Here is an 861-nt window from a genome sequence, read left to right as displayed (position 1 = left end):
GCTCTCTTCATCCGCTCGACTTGCATGTGTTAGGCCTGCCGCCAGCGTTCAATCTGAGCCATGATCAAACTCTTCAGTTCAATACTGCTTGGGTTTTGAGAAAACCCTAAACTTGGCTCAGCAATCGCAAATCTCTTTACTAGAAAGAGTAACTCTCGAATAAACGAGTGTTGCTTTGTGATGCTGATAATCTTGCGACTACCAGTCTTACATTCACAAGCACCCACACGAATTGCTTGATTCAGTTGTTAAAGAGCGTTTCGATCAAGCCTTTCGTCTCAACCGAGGCCGCGCATTCTACAGCAGCCCTGTTACCTGTCAAGCTGTTTTTGAAGAAGTTTTTCTTTCTTCTCAACCGCTTGCGCTTCAGATCAACTTGCGTCTCTCGTCAGCGGGAGGCGAATCATACAGCGTTCAAAACCGCTGTCAACCACCTCTTTCAACCGCTTCTGATCAACCCGACCGAAGCCGCCAACAGGATTCAACCACCACCCTGCCAGCCCGGCGCATTCTACTCGAATCCGCCATCCGTGCAACCCTTTTATTTCGCTAACCTTTTGATTTACAAGAGGTTTTGCTTAAGGACTGCGCCGGAAGTGGTGCGCATTATAGGAGCCTGAAAATCAACGTCAACCGTTTATTTCAGTTTTATTCAAATGACGGCCAAGCGAGTCAAAAAGTACCGTCCGTACGAGCGATACCAGCCACAACTATATAAGGATGCACGGCAAAAATCGCGGCTCTCTCGTTTCTTCAATCCTACGCCACCAGCCATTACACTAGCCCTCTTCTCCTCAGTCATGGCTTCACATGTCCCGGCAAAGTGATGCACCGCTCGATCTTCTTTTATTTCCGACCTGG

General features: G+C 48.2%; 1 protein-coding gene and 1 rRNA gene. One reads left to right on the top strand and one right to left on the bottom strand.

The window, feature by feature from the left end:
- Positions 1-80: ribosomal RNA gene (locus CXQ94_RS23660) — 16S ribosomal RNA — on the bottom strand; the annotation flags it as partial.
- Positions 81-232: 152 nt separating this feature from the next.
- Here CXQ94_RS23660 and CXQ94_RS23655 point away from each other — a divergent pair.
- Positions 233-553, top strand: a complete 321-nt coding sequence (locus CXQ94_RS23655) for a hypothetical protein (RefSeq protein WP_181034359.1) — start codon at positions 233-235, stop codon at positions 551-553.
- Positions 554-861 lie beyond the last annotated feature (308 nt).

Origin of the sequence: Arthrobacter sp. GMC3, from assembly GCF_002929305.1 — a bacterium.
Classification (GTDB): Bacteria; Actinomycetota; Actinomycetes; order Actinomycetales; family Micrococcaceae; genus Specibacter.
The sequence above is the reverse complement of the archived record's forward strand: the minus strand, read 5'-3'. Positions and strand labels throughout refer to the sequence as shown.